The sequence below is a fragment of the Burkholderia sp. ABCPW 11 genome, assembly GCF_001523445.1.
Lineage (GTDB): Bacteria > Pseudomonadota > Gammaproteobacteria > Burkholderiales > Burkholderiaceae > Burkholderia.
Map to the genome: position 1 here is coordinate 158,473 of NZ_LOVM01000033.1, position 17,523 is coordinate 175,995.

Below are 17,523 nucleotides of genomic sequence, written 5' to 3' on the forward strand. Positions count from 1 at the left end.
TCGCAAAGGTCTGGACTAGGGTTTTCCCGAATTATAGGGAAAACCCTAGTCTTTGACCAGCATCGATCAAACGGTGCGTCGTTCGGTCGCCACAGTGCGACGATTGGTTTCGAAAAAGGCCCAGATCATAGCGCTTGCGTCGGGGCCGACTGCCGCGTGAAACGGCACGGCTTCGTCGCCGCCGGCCCATGCGTGATCGAGCCCTTTCACGTGGCAAAGCCGCACGACCGGCTCGCCGTCGCGGCATACGTCGGTAATCCGGGCGCCCGTTTCGCGCGTCTCGACCCGCTCGCCGCCGCGCAATGCACCCCGGCTGTCGGCGAGCCCGTTCAGGCGCATGAACTGCACGGCCAGTTGGTCGGCATTCTTCGGCGCGACGACCCGATCGCCGTCGCCCTGGACGATCAAGGCCGGCATGCCCGGATACGCGCCGGCGTCGACCAGCGTATCGACCGCCGCCGCCGGGTTCTGCCGCAGGCCGCGCCGCATCACGTCCATCGCCGTGATGCCGGAATTCGCCTCGCCCAGCGCGGGGCCGGAGTGCAACGCGACCGCCGCGAAGCGGTCCGGATGGTGCAGCGCAAGAAGCGACGCGAGGCCCGCGCCAGCCGACAGCCCCGCGACATAGACGCGCGACGCGTCGAAGCCGTGCTCGTCGACCAGCGCGTCGACCAGCGACGCCACCGCGTCCGCCTCGCCCCGCCCCGCGCGGTCGGTGTCCTCATACCAGTGCCAGCAACCATGCGCGTGCGCACGCAGCGACTGCTCCGGATACAGCACCGCGAAACCGTGCTTGTCGGCCAACAGGTTCATCCGCGTGCCCTGCGCGAATTCGTCGACGGACTGCTTGCAGCCGTGCAGCATCACGACGAGCGGCATCGCGTCCCGCCGGCGGCCGGGCGGCACATAGAGCCCGTACGCGAGGTTCTGGACGAGGCGGCCGAGCGCCGGCGCCATCGGATGTTCGCCGCGCGTCCATTCGCCCGCCGCCCAGGCAGCCGCGCGCGGCCGCACGCGCGATTCGCGCGGCTGGGACGGATCGGGCACGGCAGGAGAGGCCACGGCCTCGAGTGCATCGCGGGTGATGCGCTGCGCATCGCGCGCCGCTCGCTTGGCGACCGGAGACAGCATGCGTTTCATGCCGCCCAGCCACACCTTGGTCAGACTTTTGGTCATCGATCGGGCTCGCAGTCAGGAAAAATAGGGGCGCCATCAGAGCACCGCAACGGATGCATCGTTCGACTTTGTGCAATGCACCATAGCATTGTTTCCAGGATTTTTCCTGCACGCCGATCGTTCCCGATGGTGCAAAAAACGGGCCTCATGCGGACGCGGCGCTATACTGAGGCTTCGTCGCTTGTATCCGTTGTAGTCGTTCTTCCCGGCTCGCGCGTTGATTTAAGCATTGTCCCCGCCTTCGTCCGCCCCCTTCCCGATGTTCGACCTGCCCGCTCACCTGTGGATCATGATCACCGCGTTCGGCGGCGCCGGCCTGACCTTGCCGCTCGCGATCACGATCGCCGTCTGGCTCGCGCTCGGCTACTCGTGGCAGCGCGCGGCCGCATGGCTCGGCGTGCTCGCGGCCGCGATCGGCGTGGTGGCACTCACGAAGATCGCGTTCCTCGGCTGGGGCATCGGCATCCGCGCGTGGGATTTCACCGGGTTCAGCGGGCATGCGATGCTGTCGACGTCGGTATATCCGGTGGCGATTTTCCTCGCGCTGATCCGCACGCGCACGCCGGTGCGGATCGCCGGCATCGCGCTCGGGCTCGCGGCCGGTGTCGCGGTCGGCGTGTCGCGGGTCGCACTCGCCGCGCATTCGCCGTCCGAATCGATCACCGGCTGCATCGTCGGCGCGATCGCCGCGCTCGCGTTCATCGCCGGCTCGTGGCGCGCGGCGCCGCACCGCTGGTCGGTGCCGGCGGTCGTCGCGAGCCTCGCGCTCGTCACCGTGGCGCTGCACGGCCTCACGGTGCCGTCGCACCGCTGGGTCACCAAGGTCGCGCTGCAACTGTCGGGCCACGAGCGCCCGTTCGTCCGCGCGCGCTGGAAGGCCAATCCGAACTACCATCCTGCGTCGCAGCCGTCGTCGCTGCAGCGCACCCAATCGGCGCCGCATACGCTTCACGCGTGACGGGCGCCGCTTTCCACGTCTGACCGTTTCATGCGCACCTTCGCATGAGCAGTATGCCGAGCGTTATAACCCGCCCTATATTACGATTACGGTTTCCATCCATTCGAAACGAATCCCATGCGCTCAACCGTCCGTCCGCTTCGCCGCGCCCTGCTTCGCCTGCTGCCGATCGCCACGCTTGCCGCCGGGGTCGCGTTCAGCGCGCCCGCTTCCGCCGCCGACGAACTGGTCGTGTCGGCGGCCGCCAGCCTGACGAATGCATTCAAGGCCGTCGGCGACGCGTACGAGAAGCAGCATCCCGACACCAAGGTGCTGTTCAATTTCGGTGCATCGGACGTGCTGATGCAGCAGATCGCCAAGGGCGCGCCGGCCGACGTGTTCGCGTCGGCCGACCAGAAGGCGATGGATCGCGCGGTAAACGAGAAGGTGATCGTGCCCGGCACGCGCCGCGATTTCGCCGCGAACTCGCTCGTGCTGATCGTGCCGGCGGATAGCCGCGCGGCCGCGCCGACGTCGCTGAACGACCTCGCCGCGCCCGGCGTGAAGCGCATCGCGTACGGCGACCCGGCCTCGGTGCCGGTCGGCCGCTACACCGAGGGCGCACTGCGCGCGGCCGGTGTGTGGGACGCCGTCAGCGCGAAGGGCGTGCTCGCCGCCAACGTGCGCCAGAGCCTCGACTACGTCGCGCGCGGCGAGGTCGACGCGGGCTTCGTGTTCGGCACCGACGCCGCGATCATGCCGGGCCGCGTGAAGGTCGCGCTGACGGTGCCAACCCAGACGGCCATCACCTATCCGATCGCCGTGGTCAAGGACAGTCGCCACGCCACGCAAGCGCAGTCGTTCATCGATTTCGTCGCGTCGCCGCAGGGCCAGGCCGTGCTGTCGACGTTCGGCTTCAAGCCCGCCAAGTGAGCGTATCGCGATGCAAGACGCCTGGGTCCCGCTGCTGCTGTCGCTGAAGGTGGCCGGCTGGGCGACCGCGCTCGACATCGTGCTCGGCGTCGCGGCCGCGTTCGTGCTTGCGCGCTGGCGCTCGCCGCTGCGCGACGTCGTCGATTCCGTGCTGACGCTGCCGCTCGTGCTGCCGCCGACGGTGCTCGGCTATTACCTGCTCGTGCTGCTCGGCCGGCGCGGCGTGTTCGGCGCGTGGCTCGACACGCTCGGCATCGCGCTGGTGTTCACGTGGCAGGGTGCGGTGATCGCGTCGATGGTCGTCGCGTTTCCGCTGATCCTGAAATCGGCGCGCGCGGCGTTCGAGGGTGTCGATCCGCATCTGGAGCGCGCCGCGCGCACGCTCGGGCTCGGCGAAGGGGCGGTGTTCTTCCGTGTGACGCTGCCGCTCGCCGCGCGCGGGATCCTCGCGGGGGCGCTGCTCGCGTTCGCGCGTGCGCTCGGCGAATTCGGCGCGACGCTGATGATCGCCGGCAACCTGCCCGGCCGCACGCAGACGCTGTCGGTCGCAATCTACGCAGCCGTGCAGGCCGGCGACGACGCCACGGCCAACTTCCTCGTGCTGGTGACGTCGATCACCTGCGTGCTCGTGCTGCTCGCGACCGGCTGGCTCGTGCCGTCGCGCGCCCGGCGGAGCCAACTGACATGAAGCACCCGTCCCGTCCGTATCGCCGGCGTCGTCCGGCAGCGTGCCTGCCTCGGCGGAGGGTCGAATGAGCCTCGTCGTCGATATCCGCAAGACCTATGCGAACGCCGAGCGGCGCTTCACGCTCGACATGTCGTTCACGGCGGCGACGCAGCGCGTCGTGCTGTTCGGACCGTCGGGCGCGGGCAAGAGCATGACGCTGCAAGCGATCGCCGGACTGCTGACGCCCGACGAAGGCACGATCGTGCTGAACGGCGAACCGCTGTTCGACGCCGCGCGCCGCATCGACGTGCCGACCCGCGAACGCCGTGTCGCGTACCTGTTCCAGGACTACGCGCTGTTTCCGCATCTGAACGTGCGACAGAACATCGCGTTCGGGCTCACGTCCGGGCTGCGCAACCCGCGTGCGAAAACGGCGCCGCCGGAGGTCGCGTACTGGCTGCGCGCGTTCGACCTCGAATCGCTCGCGGGGCAGTACCCGTCGCAGTTGTCGGGCGGGCAGAAGCAGCGCGTGGCGCTCGCGCGCGCGCTGGTCGCGCAGCCGCGCATCCTGCTGCTCGACGAACCGTTCGCGGCGCTCGACGGCGCGATGCGCCAGCGCATGCGTCATGAGCTCGCCGAACTGCAGGCGCGGCTCGACATCCCGATGGTGCTGATCTCGCACGACCCCGACGACGTCGCCGCCTTCGGCGACCAGGTCGTGCAGTTGAGCGAAGGACGCGTGCAGGCGAGTGCGCCGCACGCCGAGTGGCCGACGCGCGTCACCTGAACGCGCGACGCCGTGGTCGTGACCGTGGCGCTGGCCGCCACGTTGAAGCCTGAGAGACGCCGCGCCCGCGGCACATGCTGAAAGCGGAAACGAAGCCGGTGCGATGCAGACGAATGCGGCACCGGCTTCACCCCGCCCCTGCGGCGAGCCGCGCTGCCCGCCCGGTCAGCCCGTCACCGCCAGAATCACGCTCGACGCCTTGAACAGCGCGATCGCGCGCCGGCCGGCTTCGAGCTGCAACGCGTCGACGCTGTCGTTGGTCACGACGGCCGTCAGCGTCCCGCCGCCGTCAAGCGCCAGCGTCACCTCGCTGTTCACCGCGCCCGCCGCGACAGCTTCGACGCTGCCGCGCAGCCGGTTGCGCGCGGACACCTTCAGCTCGGCCCCGTCATCGTCGACCGCGAGCACGACCCACGACGCCTTCACCAGCGCGCACGCGCTCGCGCCTTCCCGCAGCCCGAGCGCCTCGGCGCTTTCGTGCGTGAGCACGGCGACGACGGATTGCCCGCCCGGCAGCGCAAGCGTCACCTCGTCGTTGACGGTGCCGCGCACGATCGACGCGACCTTGCCGAACCACTGGTTGCGCGCGCTCGTCTTCATCCCGATCCGGCCGATCAGCGCCCAGTCGACGTCGAAGCCGGCCACGGCCGCGCTCGCGGCCTCGATGAAGCGGCGATGCTCGCGCTCGATCGTGCGAAATGCGGCGATCAGCGACGTCGCGCGCGGCGTCAGCGTCGTGCCGCCGCCGCCCTTGCCGCCCGTCGAACGCGCGACCAGCGGCTCGCCGGCAAGATTGTTCATCGTGTCGACCGCGTCCCACGCGGCCTTGTAGCTGAGGCCGACGGCCTTCGCCGCGCGCGTGATCGAACCGGTGTCGCCGATCGCCGCGAGCAGCGCGATGCGCGTCGCGCCGCCGAGCGTCTGTTCGCCGGCGCGCAGCCACAGCTCGCCGCCCAGTTCGAGCGGCCCGGCGGACGAGGAAGAATGCGGTGCGTCGGTCATCATCGGCATGCGTGCGGGAAACGGGCGGCCATTATAGGGGCGACGCGCGGTGCTCAGCCCGGCTTGCCGCCGAGCTTCGGCGCCCGCAGGCTGGCCAGTAGCGCCTCGGCGTCGCGTGCCGCCCGCTGTTCGAGCGCGGCGCCGTAGCCGCGCACGAAACCGAGCTGGTACGGCGGCGCCGCGAGTTGCTCGAGATGATGCAGCGCGACCATCGCGTCGTTCGCCTCGCCGAGCACGCTCTGTACGCGCGCCAGCGTCTTGACCGTCTCGTTGCGCGTGCGGCGCGACGCGAGCGACGCGAAGAATTCGAGGGCATAGCGCAGCCGCTTCGCATCGATCCGCACCCGATGGCGTGCCGCGGTGTCGAGCGACGTGAGCGACGGCGATGCGTAGAGATGACCGAACAGCCGCCGCACACGCTTGGTCGCGTGACGCCGCAGCGACGGCGCGTCGTCGCCATCGGCCGCCGGCAGCGCGAGCGCGCTCAGCCATTCGAGCCAGCCGAGCGTCAGCCGCGCATAGCGGGCCGAATGCAGCGCCTGCCGCAGCTCGACGCGCGCGGCCATCGACTGCGCGCGGGCGGCGTCGAGCGTGCCGCCCCAGTCGCTGCCGCCGCCGTCGGCCGCGATCAGCGCGGGCAGGCTCTCGGTCGCGAACACGTCCCAGTCGCGCACCGTGCCGAGCAGCGCGGCGAGCCAGCGCAGGTCGACGCCGAGCGTGTCCCTCCATTGACGGCCGGTGAAGCGCGGGAAGAAGCGCATCAGCGTGCGCAGGCGGCGCAGCGCGACGCGCATCTGGTGCACGAATTCGGGATCGTCGCGATCGAGCACGCCGCATTCGTTGCCGAGCCACTGCGCGGTGATGTCGCCGGACAGCGCGAACAGCGCGGCGCGCTGGGTGCGGATGCCGGTCAGGTCGACGGATTGCGCCTTGACCAGCGCGGGAGCCAACGGGCCGCCCGCACAGGCGCGGTCGATCACGCTCGTCAGTTGCACGAAGGCAGGCCACGCGCCGCTCAGTTCGCGCGCCGCGGCAAACAACGCGCGCAGCGCGGCCGTGCGCGCGGCCACGGTTTCCCAGTCGGGCGCGGCCAGGCGCAACTCGACGTGGCGGCGCGGCGGCTCGCCGCCGCCGTGCAGCGTGATGTCGTCGAGCGTCATTTCGACCACGACGCCGCTGTCGTCGGCCCAGCGCCCGCGCCGCCGTTCGCTGACGAGGCGCAGCGCCGACGCCTGGGACCGCGCTTCGTCGGTGTCCGGTGCAACGCCGCCGACGGCGGCCGGTGCGTCGGCACCGGCTGCGGCACTCGGCGTGGGTATCGGCAGCGGCGTGGCGACCGCGATCCCCGCGTGCTCCGCGTCGAACAGTTCGCGCTGCGTGACGCCGGGAGCGAACGTCGCGGTGCGCGAGGCGACGACCCGCGTGCCATGCGCGTTCGATTCGACCCACGTCCACCAGTTCGCGCCGGGACTCCGCTCGGCCTCCTCGATCTGGCACGGCGCGATCGTCACGCGCTCGTGGCCGCGTCGCATCCGGACCTGCGGGCAGATCCGCCACGCACGCACGAGTTCGGCGCCGAAGTCACGCTGCGCGCCCCGGGCGCGGCTTGCGCCCTTGACCGGCCAGCCTTCCAGCGACAACGACAACACGATTTCCAGCACACGCGACATGGAGGCTCCTGCACATGAAGGATCGCCGGCGCATCGACCGCGCCGGCGTCGCTCGTGAAGCAGCTTCCATAGTACACGGCCCAAAACGGCGCAGGCGACGATCCGGCCCTGTCTCCCTGCGGCCGGTCAAGCCGGCACGTCAGACGGCGTATTGCGCGATGCCGTTGCCGAACGACCAGTTCTCCTTCAGCACCTCGACGAGACTGATGAATACGTCTTCCCGCCGCACGCCGGGCTGCTGCGCGAGGTTCTCGACGATCGTCCGGTACAGCGCCCGCTTCTGCTCGAGCGTGCGTGTGTTGTTCGCGGTGATCTGGATCATCACGAGATCGTCGCTGCGCTCGATATCGTAGTAATGACGGCCGAACACGAAATTCTCGGCCGCATGCTCGGTCACGACCATGAAGATGTCGTCCTCGGGTACGTTGAACGTCTGCATCAGCGCGCGGTGCACGCCGTCGACGAGGGCCCTGCGGTAGGCGGCCGGTTTGCCTTCGCGTACGGCGATACGGGTGAATGGCATGGTCTTGCTCCTGTCGGTAAGTGACGTTGAAGAACGAAAACACAGCGTCAGGTTAGGCGCGCCAATCTATAATGAACAGTCATTGATGAATATTTCATTCATTTTCATTTGAAATGAAAGTACTCGATCTCGATGCCGTCCGCGCATTCGTGCTGGTCGCCGACCTCGCCAGCTTCACGCGCGCCGCCGATGCGCTCGGCACCACGCAATCGGCCGTCAGCCTGAAGCTGAAGCGGCTGGAAGCCCATCTCGGCAAGCCGCTGCTGGCGCGCACGCCGCGCGTCGTCAAGCTGGCCGCCGACGGCGAAAATTTCCTGCCGGCCGCCCGCGCGCTGCTCGACGCGCACGAGCATGCGCTCGGCGCGATCTCGACCGGCACGGTCCGCCTGTCGCTCGGCGTCAGCGAGCACGTCGCGGTGCCCGACCTGCCGGCCGTGCTCACGAGCCTGCACCGGCAGGATCCGGGGCTGTCGCTGGAAATGCATCTCGGCGCGTCGACGAGCCTGCTCCCGCAATACGACGAACGGCGGTTCGACGCGGTGATCGTCCGTCACGAGCCGGGCGAGGATCCGCCGCGCGACGACGGCACCCCGCTGTTCACCGAGCCGCTGGCCTGGCTCGCCGCGCCCGACTGGACGCCGCGCGCCGGCGAGCCGCTGCCGCTCGCGGTGCTGGCCGGCCCCTGCGGCGTGCGGGCCGCCGCGCTGCGCGCGCTCGACCGCGCGGGGCTGCCATGGCGCGAGCGCTTCACGGGCGGCGGGGTCGCGGCGGTCACGGCGGCGGCCGCGGCGGGGCTTGCCGTCTGCCCGCTCGCGCGCCGCGTCGCCCCACGCACACTGGTCGACGTCGGCACGAAATTCGGGCTGCCGCCGCTGCCGCAATCGCAGGTCGTGCTGTATTCGCGCGTACGCGACGCCCGGGCCGCCGCCGCGCTGCGCAGGTTTGCCGACAGCCTTGCAATCTCGGCGTAAACTAGCGGGCTTCGCCGCCCCGCAATCTCCAGACGAATGCCGATGAAGCCCGACGCCCGCAAGCACCTCCGCGCCAATCTGCTGATGCTCGCCGCAGCCGCGATCTGGGGTTCCGCTTTCGTCGCGCAACGCCTGAGCCTCGACGTGATCGGGCCGTTCTTGTTCACCGGGCTGCGCTTCCTGCTCGGCGCGCTCGTGCTGGTGCCGCTGCTGACGGTGAATGCGGCGTCGCGCGCGCAGCTCGCGGCCATCCGGCGCGAACCGGCCCTGCTGCTGCCGGGCCTCGCGCTTGGCGGTCTGCTGGCCGTGTCGATCTCGCTGCAGCAGTTCGGCCTGCAATACACGCGGATCGCCAACGCCGGCTTCATCAGCTCGCTGTACGTCGTGATCGTGCCGCTGATGGGCGTGTTCGCGCGCCACCGGATCGGCGCGGGCACGTGGTTCGGCGCGTTGCTGGCCGCGATCGGCCTGTATTTCCTCAGCATCGACGAACACTTCGCGGTGCTCGACGGCGACTGGTTCCAGCTCGCGGGCGCCGTCATCATCGCCGCGCACGTGATGGCGGTCGGCCATCTCGCGAAACGCCACGATCCGCTCGTGCTCGCGTTCCTGCAATTCGCCGTGTGCGGCATCGCGTGTCTCGCGGTCGGCCTGGCGGTCGAACCGGTGAGCGTCGCGATGCTGCGCGGCGCGCTGCCGACGCTGCTGTACGGCGGGCTGCTGTCGGTCGGGGTCGGCTATACGCTGCAGGTCGTCGCGCAACGCGACGCGGCGCCCGCACACGCGGCCGTGATCTTCAGCATGGAAGGCGTGTTCGCGGCGATCGCCGGCTGGGCCGCGCTCGGCGAAACGCTGACGCTGCGCGCGCTCGTCGGCTGCGCGCTGATGCTGGCCGGCCTGCTCGCGTGCCAGTTGCTGCCGAACGGCGACGCACGGAAAAAGGACGAGGACGCGCTGCCGGCGTGACACCCACCGTCCCTATAATGGCGATTCGCGTGACTTCCACGCCAACCGCTTCCGACAGGCCTGCTCCGTGACGTCCACTTCCGCCGATCCCGCCGCCGACCTGCTGCGCGAACGCGCAGCGCACTACGCCGCCCAGGCGGCGCTGTTCCTGCGCGACCAGGCGCTCTCCATCGCGTCGCACGACCTGCGCAGCCCGCTGAATGCGATGCACAGCTGGGCCTACGTGCTCGAGCGCCAGCTCGCCAATGCCGATCCGAACCTGCAGCGCGCGCTCGCGGGCATCCGCACGGGCATCGACCAGCAGGTCGCGCTGATCGACGGCGTGCTCGACGCGCCGCGCGCGGAAACGCGCATGCTCGCGCTCGCGCCGCGGCCGTTCGCGCTGCGCGCGCTGCTCGACGAGACGATCGCGCTCGTGCGGTTCGCGCTCGCCGACGCACGGCAGGTCGCGCTCGACACGACGCTGCCGGACGGCGAACCGTCGCTCGCCGTTGATCGCGAACGCGTCGCGCAGGCGCTCTGGACCATGCTGACGACGGCCGTCGAGGCCAGTGCCGCGGGCAGCCGCGTCGCGTTCGCCTGCACGCGCGACGGCGCGCAATTCACCGCGCGCGCCACCTGCACCGTGGACGCCGGCGTGCTCGTCGATCCCGCGCAGCCGCACGCGTTCGAATCGTTCGCCCGGCGCGAAATGCTGCGCGAGCGCGATACAAAACGCAGCGCGTGGACGCTCGCGCTGTGCCAGCGCGTCGCACTCGCGCATGGCGGCACGTTCGCTCACGACGTGTTCGCCGATGGCGCCGCCGCCACCCTCACGTTCTCGATTCCCTGCGAGGCGCCGGTGTAAGCCAGCGGCCAGCCGACACATTACAAATTCCTTTCCGGCTCTATACTGATGGGCCTGTCATAACCGGAGCGATTCTTTGTTACAGATCTTCGCGCTCATCGGCGCGTTGTTCCTGGTGGCCCTGAACGGGTTCTTCGTTGCGGCCGAATTCGGCCTCGTCAAACTCCGCGCGACGCGCGTCAAGACCCTCGCCCGCAAGCGCGGCCTGCGCGGGCGCATCCTCGGCATCGTGCATGGCCGGCTCGATGCGTATCTTTCCGCGTGCCAGCTCGGCATCACGCTCGCGTCGCTCGGCCTCGGCTGGGTCGGCGAACCGGCGTTCGCGCAACTGATCGGCCCGCTGCTCGACCTGATCGGCGTCCACTCCGAACGCGTCGTGCACCTGATCTCGCTCGTGTTCGCGTTCTCGCTGATCTCGTTCCTGCACATCGTCGTCGGCGAACTGGCGCCGAAATCGATGGCGATCCGCCAGTCGGAGAAGGTCGGCCTGTGGGTCGCGCTGCCGCTCTACGCGTTCTACTGGGCGATGTACCCGGCGATCTGGGTGCTCAATACCAGCGCCAACGCGGTACTGCGGCTTGCGGGGCTGTCGGCCGACCACGGCGGCGATGCGCACTATTCGACCGACGAGCTGAAGCTGATCCTGCGCAGCCGCCGCAGCGCGGCCGGCAATGCGGCCCAGCCGGCGCGCGGCACGTACAGCAACGACGAGTGGAACACGCTCGCGCACTCGCTCGATTTTTCGTCGATGACGGTGTCGGACCTGATGCGGCCGGCCCATGAAATGATCGGCCTGCGGCGCGACCTGCCGCTGCCCGACAACATGGAGATCGTCGCGCGGCACCGCTTCAGCCGCTATCCGCTGTTCGAGGATGCGTCGCGCGAACAGGTGAGCGGGCTGATCCACCTGAAGGACCTGTTGCTCGCACGTCACGCGGGCGCCGCGCTCGAGGACCTGTCCGATTACGTGCGCCCGGTCCAGTACGTGAAGCCCGACACGCCGGCGCTCGAGCTGTTCCGCCGCTTCCGCAAGGGCGCCCCGCACTTCGCGCTGGTGGGCAACAAGGGCGAGAAGCCGATCGGCTTCCTGACGCTCGACAACCTGCTCGGCGCGCTGGTCGGCCAGATCCACGACGAGTTCCGCCAGGGCGATGCCGACTGGAGCCGCCTCGACGACGGCACGTTGATGGGCAAGGGCAGCCTGCCCGTCGTGTCGCTCGAACAGGCACTCGGCATCGACATCGACGAAGGCCGCGCGGAATCGGTCGGCGGCCTCGTGATCCAGGCGCTCAGCGACCTGCCGACCGAAGGGCAGCGCGTGTCGTTCGACCGCTTCGACGTCGTCGTGAAGAAGATGAACGGGCCGCGCATCGTGCTCGTGCGCGTCTATCCGAAGATCGCGAAAGAGGCCGACGAATGACGGCCGCGCGTCGCGTCATCGCGCGATGAACGCGCCGCTGCCGCGCTGCTGCGTGATCACGCCGGAACCGGCGTCCGCGTCGGCGGCCGATCGGGCCGCGTTTCTCGACCGGCTGTCGGCCGTGCTCGCGCGCGGCGAAACGCTCGTGCAACTGCGTGTGAAATCGCTCGACGCGGCCGCGTTCGCCTCATTGGCAGCCGCAGCGCTCGCGCGCTGCGACGCAGCCGGCGCATCCCTGATGCTGAACGGCCCGATCGATGCAGCCGGCGTGATGCGGCTCGACGGCGCCGGCTGGCATCTCGACGGCGCCGCCTTGCGCGCCGTCGCGCAACGGCCGCTGCCGGCCGGCCGCCGCGTGTCCGCCGCGTGCCACTCGCGCGACGATCTGCTGCTGGCCGCGCGCGCGGGCGCGGATTTCGTCACGCTGTCGCCGGTGCTGCCGACGCTCAGCCACCCCGGCGCGCCGACGCTCGGCTGGGCGCAATTCGACACGCTGGCCGCCGAGGCCACGATGCCCGTGTTCGCGCTCGGCGGCATGACGCGCGCGCATCTCGACGAGGCGCGCCGTCACGGCGCGTACGGCATCGCGGGCATCCGCGGGTTCTGGTAATTCTGCGCCTTCGGCAGCGCTGCCGGGCCGGACCGCGCCCGGCTCCGGCGCGTCACGCGTTCATCGCGTCACGCGTTCAGGTTCGGACGCATCCCGCGCCACGAACCGTCGTCGATGCGACGCACATCGTGCGTCAGCGCGTAGCGATTGACGTCGCCCGTCAGCCACGCGACGAGCGAATACGGCGGCAACTCCCCTTCATCGACCCGGTCGCGCGCACGCGCCGGCGTCTCGAACACCACCCGCCCTCGCGGCGCGTCGAACGGTACCGCCTCGGGCGACAGGTTCAACGCGATCGTCAACGTTTCGTCGTCGGCAAGCCGCCAAGATGCGCACAGCGCGTCGGCATCGCCGTCGCCGTCCGCTTTCAGCGCACGTGCGTCCTGCGGCCGGCAATCGGACAGCCTTGGCGCGATCAGCTTCGCGCGCACCGCGAGCGCCGACTGCACGAAATGCGCACGGTCGATGTCGCGCGCGGTTTCGTCGAAGATCAGCGGGATCTGCGGCGTGAGCAGCGACAGCGCCAGCCCGGCCAGACCGGCCGCCTGCCCGCGATCGCCCGGGGCGCCGTCGCGCCATGCGCCATCGGACAGGACGAGCGACGTCAGCGACAGGCCGCCGTCGGCGGCCATCCCGTCAGCCGGCGCGGCCGGCCGGTACGCCGCGCCGGCCGCGGTCAGCGCGCGGGCGAGCGTGTGAATCGACTGGTGCATGGAAATGCCTTCATGCGCCGACGTGTCGCGCCCCGTGAGCCGGTGCAGCGCGCGTTCGCCGCAGCCGTTCCACTGTGCGTCGAAATGGGTATCGGCGAGATGGGCCGGATGCCGCTCGCTGCCGAGTACGAGATGGATCAGCCGGTCGGCCGGCACGGCGGCGCGCACGCGATCCGCGATCTCGCGCAGCCACGACACGCCGATCCGGTCGGCTTCGCGCAGGCGCAGCCCGTCGCAGCGGTATTCGTCGATCCAGTACAGCGCGTTGTCGCAGAAGAAATCGCAGACTTCCGGATGGTCGAGCGCGAGCGGCGCGGCCTGCAACGGATCGTCGCGCGTGTGGAAGAATGGCCCCGCGTAGTGGCGCAGCGCATCGGTGCCGCTGCCGAAGCGCGCGTAGTCGAGCTCCAGCAGCACCGCGAGACCGTGGCCGTGCGCGTCGTCGATCAGCGCCTTCAGCGCGTCGGGGCCGCCTTCGGCCGCGAGCGGCGCGAACGGCAGGCTGTCGTGCGGCGACGCGAGCAACTCCAGCGCGGTCACGCCGAGGCGCGCGAGCTGCGGCAGGCGGCGGCGCACGCCGTCGAAGCCACCCACCGCGTGCGGGCGGATCGCATACAACGCGATGTCTTCCCACGCGCGCCCGTGCCAGAACGTATTGCGCCATTTGAACGCACGCGGATCGACGACCTCGCTCGGGCCGTTGAGCCCCTCGGGTTGCGAGCGTGACGCGGGATCGGGAATCGACACCGTATCGTCGAGACGATAGCGGTAACGTGCACCCGCGCCGCAGTCGACGAAGACTTCGAACCAGTTCGGGCCGGCGCTCGTCATCGGGACGAGCGTCGGGCCGTAGCCGGTATCGAGTTCGAGCTGGACGTGGGTGCTGCCGGGCGCCCACACGCGGAAATGCGTGCGCGGCGTCGTGCTGAGCGCGCCGCAAGGCTGCGCGCCAAACGGCAAACAATGGATGTAGTGCTGCGCGTACGGATCGTGCGGACAATCGGACATCATGCGCTCCTCGTGCGTACCGAGCGGCATGGCCGCGCCGATGGCGCAGCGCATCGGGCCCGGCATGCGACGGCCAGGCGGGAGAGAGAAACGAGTATGCGCCGGATTCGCCATCGCGATGCATCGTGATCAGACATTTTTAAATGCGAATCGACCCCGGGAAACCGGCCGGCGCGGGCAGACGAGTCGGGTAGTCGGCATACCGGAATGATCGCTCGCCTTGTTGCGCCGGCCGCGCGCCCCTACGCTCTGCGTCATGCCTGCGGACACGCCGTCCGCCCCCACTCCGAGGAACTCCGCCATGTCGCTTCCCGCCAGCGCCGCGAAATTCGATCCGTCGCGCGCGCACGAATATGCCGAGCAATCGCGCATCGCGCTCGCCGGCTACGATGCCTGCCACGAACTCGCCGCATGCATGCTCGCGTCGGCGATCGGCGTGCCCGATGCACGGATGCTCGTCGCAGGCGCGGGCGGCACGGGACAGGAAATCTGCGTCGCGGCCGCGCTCGAACCGGGCTGGCAGTTCACGGCCGTCGACCCGTCCGCACCGATGCTAGCGCTCGCGCGCTCGAACGTCGAAGCCGCGGGTTTCGGCGCGCGTACGACGTTTGTCGAGGCCGGCGTCGACGCGTTGCCCGACGCGCCCGCGTTCGACGGCGCGACGCTGATCGGCGTGCTGCATCACGTGCCGGGCGACGACGCGAAAGCCGCGCTGCTGCACGCGATCGCACGACGCCTGAAGCCCGGCGCGCCGCTCGTGCTCGCCGGCAACCATCGACGCTACGCGGACCACCCGCGCCTGCTCGACGCCTGGCAGCAGCGCTGGCGCATGAAAGGCGCCACGCCGGACGCCGTGCGCGCGCAGCTCGCGAAGATCCTGCAGGGCGCCGATCCGCCCGCGTCCGAGGACGCCGTGTTCGCGCTGCTGCGCGAAGCGGGCTTCGATGCGCCGCTGCGTTTTTTCGCGAGCCTGTTCTGGGGGGCGTGGATCGCGGTGCGGCGCGCATGACGGTTCGGGCGCGCAACGGCACGCGCCGTGCGATTCGCGAACGCGCCGCATGCGCTCGGTATGATGTCGTTCCCGCTCCCTTCTCGGCCTCGACATGCTCACCGTCCATCATCTGAACAACTCGCGTTCGCAGCGCGTGCTCTGGCTGCTCGAAGAACTGGATGTGCCGTACGAGATCGTGCGCTACGAACGCGATCCGAAGACGATGCTCGCGCCGGCCGAATTGCGCGCGATCCATCCGCTCGGCAAGTCGCCCGTCGTGACCGACGACGGCCGCACGTTCGCCGAATCGGGCGCGATCGTCGAATACCTGGTCGAACGCTACGCCGACGGGCGCCTCGCGCCGCCGCCCGGCTCGCCCGAGCGGCACGACTACACGTACTGGCTTCACTATGCGGAAGGGTCCGCGATGCCGCCGCTGCTGCTCAAGCTCGTCGCGCAGCGGATCGCGCAGGCGCCGATGCCGTTCTTCGCGCGGCCGATCGCACGCAAGATCGCCGCGACGCTGCAATCGGGCTTCGTCGATCCGCAGATCGCGCTGCATCTCGGCCATGTCGACGGCGCGCTGGCACGCACCGGCTGGTTCGTCGGCGACGGCTTCAGCGCGGCCGACATCCAGATGAGCTTTCCGCTCGAAGCCGCGACCGCGCGCGGCGGCGGCAGCCGGTATCCCGCGATCGCGCGCTTTCTCGACACGATCCATGCCCGGCCGGCCTACCGGCGGGCGCTGGAACGCGGCGGCCGGTACGACCTGCTCAAGTAGCCGGCGTCAGTTCAGCAACCCCGCCGCGACGTTGATCGACAAGCCGAGCACGGCCATGTTGAAGTAGAACGACAGGACCGACTGCGCGAGCACCGAGCGCCGCGCGGAGCGGTTCGCGAGCGACACGTCGGCCGTCTGCGACGCGACCGCGAGCGTGAACGCGAAATACAGGAAATCCCAGTAATCGGGCTCCGGGTTCCGGTCCGGGAAACGGAGCGCGCGATCGCTGCTCGGCGAGCCGTAGTAGAGCCGCGCATAGTGCAGCGTGAAGATCGTCGGAATCAGGAACCACGCGCCGAACAGCGTCGCGCCCGTGATCGCGTAGTGGCTGAGTCCCGCGCTGAAGCCGACGCTCTTCGCGGTCGCGAGTTCGATCGCGATCGCGGCCACGCTCGCGACGGTCGCGAGGCACACGACGGTCAGCACGGTCGTCGCGTTTTCATCCTCGCGGATCGCGACTTCGCGCACCTTGTGATGATGCGCGGTAACCATGCGCACCCACATCAGCACCAGATACAGCCAGACCGCACAATCCCAGCCGATCAGCGCCCGCGCGGTCGGGCGCAGCGGAAACGGCAGCAGCACCGCGCACAGCACGCCGGCGACGAACGCCGCGACCATGCGCGGCCGGTTGCGTAATACCTGCGGATAAAACGTCATCGTGTGATTCCGAAAGCAGATGGAAAGGGTTCGGCCGGTGCACCGCATCGGCGGGCAACGCGCCCCGATTATCGCCATTCCGTCGCGGCGTGGCGATGGGCGGGAGCGCCTAAGATAAGGGGATGACCGCCACCGCCCTGCTCTGCCGCCATCCCGCGAATACGACCGGCCGCGACTTCGTCGTCGGCGACCTGCACGGCTGCGTCGACGTCCTGCGCGCGCTGCTGCACGACGTCCGCTTCGATCCGGCCCGCGACCGGCTGTTCTCGGTCGGCGATCTCGTCGATCGCGGCCCGGCCTCCGACATCGCGCTCGACCTGCTCGACCGGCCGTGGTGCCACGTCGTGCGCGGCAATCACGAGGAAGTGCTGAGCCTCGTCGCGCGCGGCAAGCTGCCGCCCGACGCGTGGCGCGGCATCGGCGGCGACTGGGGCGCCGACCTGCCGCCGGAACGACTGCGCGCGTATGCGGCGCGCGTCGACGCACTGCCGCTCGTGCGCGTGATCGGCGACGGCCCGGCGCGCTTCAACGTGCTGCATGCGGAATTCTTCGGCTCGGACGCGGATCTCGATACGGGCAATTATTCGCACGACGTACGCGAGCGGCTGATGTGGGGCCGCGACCTCGTCCAGGGGCTCGCGGATCCGGCGCGGCAGGCCGGATTGTCGCTGACCTGCACCGGACACACGCCGGTGCGTGCGCCGCAACGGATCGGCGCGCAATGGTTCATCGATACGGGTGCGTTCGCGCCCGCCGGCCGGCTCACGCTCGCCGAGCCGCGCACCGGCCGCACGTGGTCGATGACGCAGGCCGAAGCGCGCGAACGCCACGCGGGCGACTGGCCGCTGCCCTGACGCGCCG

18 protein-coding genes are annotated in these 17,523 nt (G+C 70.0%); 12 read left to right on the plus strand and 6 right to left on the minus strand.

All coding sequences use genetic code 11. The features are described from left to right. Positions 1-66: 66 nt before the first annotated feature. Positions 67-1,176 (minus strand): PHB depolymerase family esterase, encoded by a 1,110-nt coding sequence (locus WS61_RS15380; RefSeq protein WP_059501217.1) that lies wholly within the window; start codon positions 1,174-1,176, stop codon positions 67-69. Positions 1,177-1,435: 259 nt separating this feature from the next. Here WS61_RS15380 and WS61_RS15385 point away from each other — a divergent pair, with 259 nt between their 5' ends. The 4 genes from WS61_RS15385 to WS61_RS15400 all read left to right on the plus strand — a co-directional run bounded on the left by WS61_RS15385 (position 1,436) and on the right by WS61_RS15400 (position 4,500). Further along, entirely contained in the window at positions 1,436-2,134 is a 699-nt protein-coding gene (locus tag WS61_RS15385) for a phosphatase PAP2 family protein (RefSeq protein WP_059501218.1), read from the plus strand. Positions 2,135-2,251: 117 nt separating this feature from the next. Next, a complete protein-coding gene (gene modA / locus WS61_RS15390; RefSeq protein ID WP_059501219.1) occupies positions 2,252-3,046 on the plus strand; it encodes a molybdate ABC transporter substrate-binding protein in 795 nt (264 codons plus the stop codon). A 10-nt stretch (positions 3,047-3,056) separates the two neighbouring features. Further along, complete coding sequence (gene modB, locus WS61_RS15395) at positions 3,057-3,734, plus strand: molybdate ABC transporter permease subunit (RefSeq protein ID WP_059501220.1); 678 nt, start codon at positions 3,057-3,059, stop codon at positions 3,732-3,734. A 64-nt stretch (positions 3,735-3,798) separates the two neighbouring features. Continuing rightward, a complete protein-coding gene (locus tag WS61_RS15400) occupies positions 3,799-4,500 on the plus strand; it encodes a sulfate/molybdate ABC transporter ATP-binding protein (protein WP_059501221.1) in 702 nt (233 codons plus the stop codon). Positions 4,501-4,665: 165 nt separating this feature from the next. Here the strand turns inward: WS61_RS15400 and WS61_RS15405 are convergent, their stop codons facing one another. The 3 genes from WS61_RS15405 to WS61_RS15415 all read right to left on the minus strand — a co-directional run bounded on the left by WS61_RS15405 (position 4,666) and on the right by WS61_RS15415 (position 7,695). Next, positions 4,666-5,502, minus strand: coding sequence for a TOBE domain-containing protein (locus WS61_RS15405; protein WP_059501383.1), 837 nt, complete (start codon positions 5,500-5,502; stop codon positions 4,666-4,668). A gap of 53 nt (positions 5,503-5,555) precedes the next feature. Next, positions 5,556-7,172, minus strand: coding sequence for a CHAD domain-containing protein (locus WS61_RS15410; RefSeq protein ID WP_059501222.1), 1,617 nt, complete (start codon positions 7,170-7,172; stop codon positions 5,556-5,558). A gap of 139 nt (positions 7,173-7,311) precedes the next feature. Further along, complete coding sequence (locus tag WS61_RS15415) at positions 7,312-7,695, minus strand: tautomerase family protein (protein ID WP_034205254.1); 384 nt, start codon at positions 7,693-7,695, stop codon at positions 7,312-7,314. A gap of 113 nt (positions 7,696-7,808) precedes the next feature. On the opposite strand from WS61_RS15415, the gene WS61_RS15420 reads away from it, so the two are divergent. From WS61_RS15420 to WS61_RS15440, 5 genes are all read left to right on the plus strand, one after another. Then, positions 7,809-8,666, plus strand: coding sequence for a LysR family transcriptional regulator (locus tag WS61_RS15420; RefSeq protein ID WP_059501223.1), 858 nt, complete (start codon positions 7,809-7,811; stop codon positions 8,664-8,666). Between the two features lie 42 nt (positions 8,667-8,708). Beyond that, the gene (locus WS61_RS15425; RefSeq protein WP_059501385.1) at positions 8,709-9,632 is read left to right on the plus strand and encodes a DMT family transporter; all 924 of its coding nucleotides are present in this window, start codon (positions 8,709-8,711) and stop codon (positions 9,630-9,632) included. Between the two features lie 67 nt (positions 9,633-9,699). Beyond that, positions 9,700-10,479 carry a sensor histidine kinase KdpD gene (locus tag WS61_RS15430; RefSeq protein WP_059501224.1) on the plus strand — a complete coding sequence of 260 codons (780 nt, stop codon included), beginning with the start codon at positions 9,700-9,702 and terminating at the stop codon, positions 10,477-10,479. Between the two features lie 76 nt (positions 10,480-10,555). Further along, entirely contained in the window at positions 10,556-11,899 is a 1,344-nt protein-coding gene (locus WS61_RS15435) for a hemolysin family protein (protein WP_059501225.1), read from the plus strand. A 25-nt stretch (positions 11,900-11,924) separates the two neighbouring features. Then, entirely contained in the window at positions 11,925-12,509 is a 585-nt protein-coding gene (locus WS61_RS15440; RefSeq protein WP_059501226.1) for a thiamine phosphate synthase, read from the plus strand. 68 nt (positions 12,510-12,577) lie between these two features. Here the strand turns inward: WS61_RS15440 and WS61_RS15445 are convergent, their stop codons facing one another. Next, a complete protein-coding gene (locus tag WS61_RS15445) occupies positions 12,578-14,230 on the minus strand; it encodes a DUF3459 domain-containing protein (protein WP_059501387.1) in 1,653 nt (550 codons plus the stop codon). A gap of 301 nt (positions 14,231-14,531) precedes the next feature. On the opposite strand from WS61_RS15445, the gene WS61_RS15450 reads away from it, so the two are divergent. Both WS61_RS15450 and WS61_RS15455 read left to right on the plus strand, forming a co-directional pair. After that, positions 14,532-15,239, plus strand: coding sequence for a class I SAM-dependent methyltransferase (locus WS61_RS15450; RefSeq protein ID WP_059501227.1), 708 nt, complete (start codon positions 14,532-14,534; stop codon positions 15,237-15,239). Positions 15,240-15,333: 94 nt separating this feature from the next. Further along, complete coding sequence (locus WS61_RS15455; RefSeq protein WP_059501228.1) at positions 15,334-16,002, plus strand: glutathione S-transferase; 669 nt, start codon at positions 15,334-15,336, stop codon at positions 16,000-16,002. A gap of 6 nt (positions 16,003-16,008) precedes the next feature. On the opposite strand, the gene WS61_RS15460 is transcribed toward WS61_RS15455, so the two are convergent. Next, on the minus strand, positions 16,009-16,662 hold the full coding sequence (locus tag WS61_RS15460; RefSeq protein ID WP_059501229.1) for a DUF1345 domain-containing protein: 654 nt from the start codon (positions 16,660-16,662) through the stop codon (positions 16,009-16,011). 122 nt (positions 16,663-16,784) lie between these two features. Here WS61_RS15460 and WS61_RS15465 point away from each other — a divergent pair, with 122 nt between their 5' ends. Next, the gene (locus WS61_RS15465) at positions 16,785-17,516 is read left to right on the plus strand and encodes a metallophosphoesterase (RefSeq protein ID WP_059501230.1); all 732 of its coding nucleotides are present in this window, start codon (positions 16,785-16,787) and stop codon (positions 17,514-17,516) included. Positions 17,517-17,523: the final 7 nt, after the last annotated feature.

Bases quoted from the DNA above. Each gene is read 5' to 3' on its own strand.
- WS61_RS15380 (WP_059501217.1), bottom strand. From the start codon at position 1,176: ATGACCAAAAGTCTGACCAAGGTGTGGCTGGGCGGCATGAAACGCATG.
- WS61_RS15385 (WP_059501218.1), top strand. From the start codon at position 1,436: ATGTTCGACCTGCCCGCTCACCTGTGGATCATGATCACCGCGTTCGGC.
- modA (WP_059501219.1), top strand. From the start codon at position 2,252: ATGCGCTCAACCGTCCGTCCGCTTCGCCGCGCCCTGCTTCGCCTGCTG.
- modB (WP_059501220.1), top strand. From the start codon at position 3,057: ATGCAAGACGCCTGGGTCCCGCTGCTGCTGTCGCTGAAGGTGGCCGGC.
- WS61_RS15400 (WP_059501221.1), top strand. From the start codon at position 3,799: ATGAGCCTCGTCGTCGATATCCGCAAGACCTATGCGAACGCCGAGCGG.
- WS61_RS15405 (WP_059501383.1), bottom strand. From the start codon at position 5,502: ATGACCGACGCACCGCATTCTTCCTCGTCCGCCGGGCCGCTCGAACTG.
- WS61_RS15410 (WP_059501222.1), bottom strand. From the start codon at position 7,172: ATGTCGCGTGTGCTGGAAATCGTGTTGTCGTTGTCGCTGGAAGGCTGG.
- WS61_RS15415 (WP_034205254.1), bottom strand. From the start codon at position 7,695: ATGCCATTCACCCGTATCGCCGTACGCGAAGGCAAACCGGCCGCCTAC.
- WS61_RS15420 (WP_059501223.1), top strand. From the start codon at position 7,809: ATGAAAGTACTCGATCTCGATGCCGTCCGCGCATTCGTGCTGGTCGCC.
- WS61_RS15425 (WP_059501385.1), top strand. From the start codon at position 8,709: ATGAAGCCCGACGCCCGCAAGCACCTCCGCGCCAATCTGCTGATGCTC.
- WS61_RS15440 (WP_059501226.1), top strand. From the start codon at position 11,925: ATGAACGCGCCGCTGCCGCGCTGCTGCGTGATCACGCCGGAACCGGCG.
- WS61_RS15445 (WP_059501387.1), bottom strand. From the start codon at position 14,230: ATGTCCGATTGTCCGCACGATCCGTACGCGCAGCACTACATCCATTGT.
- WS61_RS15450 (WP_059501227.1), top strand. From the start codon at position 14,532: ATGTCGCTTCCCGCCAGCGCCGCGAAATTCGATCCGTCGCGCGCGCAC.
- WS61_RS15455 (WP_059501228.1), top strand. From the start codon at position 15,334: ATGCTCACCGTCCATCATCTGAACAACTCGCGTTCGCAGCGCGTGCTC.
- WS61_RS15460 (WP_059501229.1), bottom strand. From the start codon at position 16,662: ATGACGTTTTATCCGCAGGTATTACGCAACCGGCCGCGCATGGTCGCG.
- WS61_RS15465 (WP_059501230.1), top strand. From the start codon at position 16,785: ATGACCGCCACCGCCCTGCTCTGCCGCCATCCCGCGAATACGACCGGC.